Raw genomic sequence first — 7321 nt, forward strand, 5'->3', positions numbered from 1 at the left:
AATTGTTTGTATATTTGCCCGGGTAATTGTGCTTTTTTAATGAATACCTCCCGAAAAAAATTGAGGTGGCAATCAACAAAATATTTAGATTTGCAACCTATTTTGCTGGGGTTCGAACTGACGTAGGTGTGTAAACCAGGAGTTTCCCAGTGAGGGAAAAAAGGATTGTTATCCTGTTATTTTTTTCTATTACTAATTCCTAAAATTCATTTGCAGTACTAAATGAACAACACCTACACAGACCTCGTTAAACAGACCTTTGAATTTCCCCAGGAGGGCTTTGAAGTAAAAGACAACTACCTGGAATTTAATGGTTTGGACATTAAGGCTTTGATTGACAAGTATGGAACACCCTTCAAGTTGACCTACCTTCCTAAAATCGGAATGCAGATCAACAAGGCTAAGAAGATGTTCCAGGATGCTATCAAGAAGAACAGGTACGATGGAGAATATTTCTATTGTTATTGTACTAAAAGCTCGCATTTCTCCTTTATTATGGAGGAAACGCTGAAGCATGGTGTGCATATAGAAACATCCTTCGCGTATGATATTGACATTGTCAATAAACTGTATGAGCGGAAGAAGATCAATAAAGACACCTACGTGATCTGTAATGGTTTTAAGACCAAGTCTTACACAAGGTCTATTGCACGGCTGATCAACAGTGGCTTTAAGAATGTCATACCGGTACTGGATAACAAAGAAGAACTGGAAGATTACAAACGGAACGTAAGGAGCAAGGACAAGGTGAAACTGGGGCTGCGTGTGGCAGCGGAAGAAGAGCCAAGTTTTGATTTCTATACTTCCCGTCTTGGTATACCTCCCCGTGATATTCTCGAATATTACGTAGATAAAATCAAAGGAAATGAGAAGTTCGAGCTGAAGATGCTGCACTTCTTCATGAATAAGGGGATCAAGGATGATATTTACTACTGGAGTCAGTTTAACCGCGTAATAAACCTTTATTGCCAGCTGAAGAAAATCTGTCCTGAATTGGATAGTATCAACGTAGGTGGCGGTTTCCCGATTAAACACTCTTTAGGTTTTGATTACGACTATAACTACATCGTAAATGAAATTGTAGCCAATATCAAAAGCATGTGTAAAAAGAACAAGGTACCCGTACCTAATATTTACACAGAATTTGGTTCGTTTACAGTAGGGGAAAGTGGCGCGGTAATTTACAGCGTAATTGGTGAAAAAATGCAGAATGACAGGGAGTCCTGGTATATGATTGATAGCTCTTTCATTACTACTTTACCTGATACATGGGGCATTGGTGAAAAGTTCCTGATGTTACCTATTAACAAGTGGGATCAGGAATATCAGGAAGTGCATCTCGGTGGGCTTACCTGCGATGGGTACGATTTTTATACATCTGAAGAACATATTAATGCTGTGTTTCTGCCTAAGCAACAGGCATCCGGCGAGCCGCTGTATATAGGATTTTTCCATACAGGCGCCTATCAGGATCAGCTCAGCGGGTACGGTGGTATCAAACACTGCCTCATACCTTCGCCTAAGCATGTGATTGTAGGGTACGATAAAAACGGTCAGCTGAAAGATTGGTTGTATGCCAAGGAACAGACTTCTCAGAGCATGTTGAAGATTTTGGGTTATTAAAAAAATGGGTTAGTAATCCTACTGAAAGCCCCCCGATTATTCGGGGGGCTTATTTTTTTTCATTTTTTTTCTCTCAGTATGATAAAAAAAGGCTTTCATTTTACTGAAAGCCCTATTATGGCATAGGTTAGATGATATTCATCCGGCATAGGGAAAATAGGAGATGAATATTGAGATTGTAAAGATATAGTTATCTGCAACCATCGATAAACCCCGAAAGTTGTAATTTTTTCTAATCTCTTTTTAATAGAAATACTTGTATTGACAACAATATATTATCATGATGTCCGAAAATGGTACAGATGGTAATATTTACTTATTCTTATAGTGTAAATAGTATTAATATGGTGGCTTTGTTGTATAACACAGATGTGTAGGTCTAGTGTTCCCGGGAATCGTTCAAATAATCAATAGCGGTTCCACATTGCTTCTCTATTTCAGTAAAACAAACTTCCAGTAGTTCCAGTTCTCCCTTTACAAAAGCAGATTTACCTGAACGGGATAAGCCTTTAACCAACAGAAATTGCTTGGTCAGGTGCTGATTAATGAGTGACAGATGCTGCTGTTGTTTCTCCATTGTTCTCTTCTGTTCCATGGATATAATGTTGCGGTAATATTGCCCGAGTGCTCTGATCAGAAACAACAGGTACATACCAACAATCAGGGGATTGGCCAGGTATTGAAACGCGGAGGAATACCCGGGACTTACGTACACGACTATATTATTCAGTTTTACATAAGCAACAGCCACCAGGTACCCGCAAAGGGTCAGACTCCAGATGAGGGCCGTCTTCAAATTAACGGTAATATAGCAGAGTAGTATGCTCATGACCCATATAAGGGTGTATTTGGGACTCAGGTCCTGGTCATTGAAGAACGAGGACATGATAGGAATGCATAAAGTGGTAAAGGAAGTCAACAGGCCCACTTTTCGGGCACTGACCCTTTTTCTCAGTAGTAAAAGACATATCATCAGGATGATGATCATCAACGGGATGAGCAATATGTTCACCGAATTCTGGCTTAGCATATTGATGAAAAGAAAAGTCATTAGTAAAACGATATAGAAGAAAGCATAGTCAAAAATGAGTTTGATCTTTGCCTGTTCGTAGGAGTTTTCGGTATGAAGGATCACGTTTCCAATTATCCCTCTTTCCGTGTTGAGATAAATGTTTTTTATAAATAACCAGCCTTGCCGGAGGAGCTTTGCCATTGTTGCTTGCTTATAGGGGCAAATTATCGTATAATAAACTATGGCAGATTCAACGTTCGTGGGATATATAGCTGTTAGCTGTTAGCTATTAGCTTTTAGCTTTTAGCAAAATGCAGCGGGTACAAAAAAATGCAGTGAAGATCAACATCTGTTGATCTTCGCTGCATTTTGCTAAAAGCTAAAAGCTAAAAGCTGATGGCTAATAGCTGTTTTATTCCACTACTATTTCTTTAGGAGCATCCTGTTTGTTTTCCTTTTTACCAAGGGTAACTTTCAGGATACCATTGTCATATTTTGCATTGATCTTACCGGCATCTACCAATTCACTGATGGTAAATGAGCGTTTGAAAGATTTGAAGCTGAATTCACGACGTACTTGTTTGTCGGTTTCATTTTTTGCTTCTGCTTTCTTTTCTGCGCTGATAGTGATTGCTTTGTCATCGGCGCTGATCTTGAAATCTTCTTTGGAGAAACCTGGAGCTACTACGTCGAGCAGGAAGGCTTCTGGTGTTTCAACAATATTTACCGGAGGATGAGTGGTAAAATAATCGTTGGTCAGAAAATCATCTTTCACGTACTTATTTAATCCTCCATTCAAAATGTCTTCAACAATTCCACCAAATGATTTGGGAAGCGGGCTGTGGTTAAATTTAATGTGTGTCATAGTTTCTATAAATTTTTTTAGTGTGAAATCAATTTTTGTTTGATATCGGGTACAGATCAAATGGGATACCATGCCGTAAAAACTGCTATTTTGTTAGTAAAAAGGTTACAGATTGTGACATTGTGTCATTTCAATTGTAGTTGTTATGTCAAAAAGTCTAATTGCTGATCCATTTTTTTACTTTCTGGGTACATATAATTAACTTTGTAAAAAATACAAACAGAAAAAACTATAACATATGTATCCAGCGGAATTAGTAATGCCAAGAAAGGCGGAGTTAACAGATAATGGTTTCCAGGAGCTGCTGACGGCAGATAGCGTTGATGCAACACTGAAACAGGACGGAACTACCCTGGTGGTAATCAACTCAGTATGTGGCTGTTCTGCAGGTACTGCCCGTCCGGGCGTACTGATGGCAGTAGCGCACAGCGAAAAGAAACCAGACAGACTGACGACCAGCTTTGCAGGTTTTGACGAAGAAGCAGTAAGACAAATCCGTACTCATCTGATGCCTTATCCACCTTCTTCTCCAGCGATTGCTTTATTTAAAAATGGTGAGTTGGTACACTTTATCGAGCGTCACATGATTGAAGGTCGTTCTGCGCAAATGATTGCTGCGAACCTGGCCGACGCTTTTGAACAATATTGCTAAATATTCACATTTCTAAAATCACATTTAGAAATTCGAAATTGCATCGTACTTTGGTGGTTTGATTTTCCTTTTGATTAAATTCGGCTTTGTTCATAGGAAAGTTCAGATCACCAATTTTTTTACGGCTATGTATCCTAATTTATATTACGCGTTCAGAGATCTGCTTGGCTTAGAGATTCCCTTTTTAAAGATTTTTCAGACGTTTGGCTTTTTTGTCGCCATTGCCTTCCTGGCTGGCGCCTATATTTTAACGCGTGAATTAAAACGCTATGAACAACAGGGGTTGCTGAAAGGCATTCCTGAGAAAGTAGTGACAGGACTTCCTGCTACCCAGGGAGAAGTCATTGGTAATGCAGTGGTTGGGTTTATCATTGGTTACAAGATACTCGGTATCTTTTTTCAATGGGACATTGCTTCTGCCGATCTGCAGTCATTTGTATTTTCCAGTCAGGGCAGCCTGATCGCCGGTATCCTGGTAGGTGCTGCTATGGCGGGTTATAAATATTATACGAAGAAGAAACAGGCATTGGCTAAACCGGTGGAACAAACAGTGATCGTAATGCCCCACCATCGTGTGCCAGACATTATTGTGATGGCGGCTATTGCCGGTTTGCTCGGCGCCAAAATTTTTCATAATCTCGAAAACTGGAATGACTTTGTACAGGACCCGATAGGCGCCCTGCTGTCTTTCAGCGGCCTTACCTTTTACGGTGGCCTTATAGTAGCAGCGATTGTGATTATCAGCTATGCCCGTAAAAGACAATTTAATATCCGTGCGCTCATAGATAGCGCTGCGCCTGCACTGATGCTGGCGTATGCCATCGGCAGAATGGGTTGTCATTTTTCCGGAGACGGTGACTGGGGAATCTATAACAGTGCCTATACTATTGACACCAATACCGGTCATACAGTAAAAATGGCGCCTGCAACATTTGCGGATGCTGTACAGAAAAATGCGGTATTCTTTCAGCAGCAATATGCCAGCGTAGAGAAGATCCCGCATGCAGCCTTTGAAAAGCCGGCAGCACTGGGCTTTATGCCTGACTGGCTTTTTGCTTATGGTTATCCGCACAACGTTATTAAAGAAGGTGTACAGATGTCCGGTTGTGATGGTCCTAACTGTAAAGTATTACCCATTGCCGTATATCCTACACCGTTATATGAGATCATTGTTTGCCTGGCGCTGTTTTTCGTGCTTTGGGGCATTCGTAAAAAGATAAAAATACCAGGAGTAATATTTGGTATATACCTTATATTAAATGGTATTGAAAGATTTTTTATAGAGAAGATAAGAGTAGATACCCGCTACGATATCTTCGGCTTTCATCCTACCCAGGCAGAAATTATTTCTACGCTCCTGGTAATTGGTGGTATTATATTGATTGTCATCTACCGTAAAAATAATACTGCCACAAATAAGCTTTCCTGATATTAATATATGCAACGTCACCCTTCTTTAGTCTCCTTGTCGCAAGAGCACAAGCGCCTTTTATTTGTATGCCGCTACCTAAAAAAAGATGCAGCCCCGTACGAGGGCTTTCCATTGGAAACACAGGCCAGATTTGAATATATAGTTAAGGTATTTCAGGAAGTGATGGTACCTCACATCCAGAAGGAAGAATACCTGTTCGAGAAATGCGCCGGCAAAAATGCCGCAATTGACGCCATGATACGGGAATTACAGGAAGAACACCTGGTAATTTCCAGAATGTACAGCACCCTCACAGATAGCAACGACCTCGATACCTCCATGGATATACTGGCTAACGCACTGGAAACACATATCCGTAAGGAAGAACGTGAGTTTTTTGAACGCCTGCAGCAGGAACTACCGGAACTCCTGGCCAATCTGCAACTGGAAAACTAATAAATGTATTTAACGTGCTATTGTACATGATCAATTTAAGAACTAATTTTTCAACAGAGTTATAGTAGCACTACTTAGTTGTATTTTTAATCTGACTATTAATCGTAAGCCTTTGCTGATTTCTCCTTGTTTGTTGAGCTGGTAAATAACCTGTGGCTATTTAATTAGAGTTATGCGTACGTTTTATTGCAGCTTTGTGGCGTTTTTTTGTCTGACTGTCAGCCTCAAAACTCTGGGATTATCCAGAGAAGATAGTCTGAGCAAGTATGATAAGCTCGATTCATCTGACATTTTAGTGGCATCTTTTTCTTACAAGGTGGGTGAACAAGAACTGGGACAAGGGGCTACTATCCAGGTACCGGAAGGATTCCGTTTGCTGGATGCTGCACAAAGCCGCCTGCTGGTGGAATCTTTATGGGGTAACCCGGAGAATCCTAATACATTGGGTGTGCTGATACCAGAAAGGGCAGGGCCTATGGATAAGGATTTTCGAGGTTTTGTTATTTCCTTCGAGCCCTCAGGGTATCTCAATGAACAGGAAGCCGGGAAGATCAACTATAATAAATTGCTCCGTGAGATGAAAGAGGAGCTGAAAAAGGAAAATGTATTACGCAGTCGTAAAGGCGCTGGAGTGATTACCAGTATGGATTGGGCATTCCCGCCTTATTTTGATAAAGATAATCACATGCTTCATTGGGCCCGGATCTTGCATTTTGATGGCGGTAACCCGGTACTTAATTATGAAGTACGACTTCTGGGTAGAAGAGGCTGCCTGTGTTTTACCGCCATCGGTAAAACCGCCGATATCCTGAAAATAAAAAAGCAATTAGAACAGATCAGCACCGCTGCGCATTTTACCAACGGAAACGGATATGCCGATTTTAATCCCCGTACGGATCCCAGTGCCCGATGGACACCGGAAGAAACAGTAGTCGGCGCCAGGGTATTATCTCCTGATAATCTCTTGCTGGGCTTGCGGAGCACCTTATCTATGTTACTGGTGTTTCTCTGTATGGTATTATTTGTCTACGTGATGCAGTTTTATCACCACCGTCGCAAGCCTACCTATCGCAAAATGATAGATTTTGATGAACGCCTGAATTAGAAGCTGAAGGCAGAAAGCTGAAAGCAAAAGCTATTAGAGCGGATGACTACGCTTAAGATTTTACCTTTGTCCTATTTTAAGTGCTTATGTTTTAAATTTTCTTATTCCCCCGTTGCCTTAAATAACTTTTTTATCCCCTTATAATACCGGCTATCCCGTATTAACACCGCTATTTTATATGGTGCAACTCCCCGTGC

At 40.8% G+C, this 7321-nt stretch carries 7 protein-coding genes; 5 read left to right on the forward strand and 2 right to left on the reverse strand.

Translation table 11 applies throughout. The features are described from left to right. The first annotated feature begins 222 nt into the window (after positions 1-222). Entirely contained in the window at positions 223-1623 is a 1401-nt protein-coding gene (locus tag VIP81_RS08015) for an arginine decarboxylase (RefSeq protein ID WP_331958191.1), read from the forward strand. Between the two features lie 379 nt (positions 1624-2002). Here the strand turns inward: VIP81_RS08015 and VIP81_RS08020 are convergent, their stop codons facing one another. Next, the gene (locus VIP81_RS08020) at positions 2003-2836 is read right to left on the reverse strand and encodes a hypothetical protein (protein ID WP_331958193.1); all 834 of its coding nucleotides are present in this window, start codon (positions 2834-2836) and stop codon (positions 2003-2005) included. A gap of 211 nt (positions 2837-3047) precedes the next feature. Then, complete coding sequence (locus tag VIP81_RS08025) at positions 3048-3500, reverse strand: Hsp20/alpha crystallin family protein (protein WP_331958195.1); 453 nt, start codon at positions 3498-3500, stop codon at positions 3048-3050. Positions 3501-3738: 238 nt separating this feature from the next. Between VIP81_RS08025 and VIP81_RS08030 the strand changes: the two genes are divergently transcribed. The 4 genes from VIP81_RS08030 to VIP81_RS08045 all read left to right on the forward strand — a co-directional run bounded on the left by VIP81_RS08030 (position 3739) and on the right by VIP81_RS08045 (position 7124). Next, positions 3739-4152: a BrxA/BrxB family bacilliredoxin gene (locus VIP81_RS08030; protein WP_331958197.1), complete on the forward strand. Its 414-nt coding sequence runs from the start codon at positions 3739-3741 to the stop codon at positions 4150-4152. A 127-nt stretch (positions 4153-4279) separates the two neighbouring features. After that, entirely contained in the window at positions 4280-5581 is a 1302-nt protein-coding gene (locus VIP81_RS08035) for a prolipoprotein diacylglyceryl transferase (RefSeq protein WP_331958199.1), read from the forward strand. A 9-nt stretch (positions 5582-5590) separates the two neighbouring features. Then, entirely contained in the window at positions 5591-6019 is a 429-nt protein-coding gene (locus tag VIP81_RS08040) for a hemerythrin domain-containing protein (RefSeq protein WP_331958201.1), read from the forward strand. A gap of 172 nt (positions 6020-6191) precedes the next feature. Further along, positions 6192-7124, forward strand: coding sequence for a DUF2167 domain-containing protein (locus VIP81_RS08045; protein ID WP_331958203.1), 933 nt, complete (start codon positions 6192-6194; stop codon positions 7122-7124). Positions 7125-7321 lie beyond the last annotated feature (197 nt).

This window comes from Chitinophaga sp. (genome assembly GCF_036566945.1).
GTDB lineage: Bacteria > Bacteroidota > Bacteroidia > Chitinophagales > Chitinophagaceae > Chitinophaga.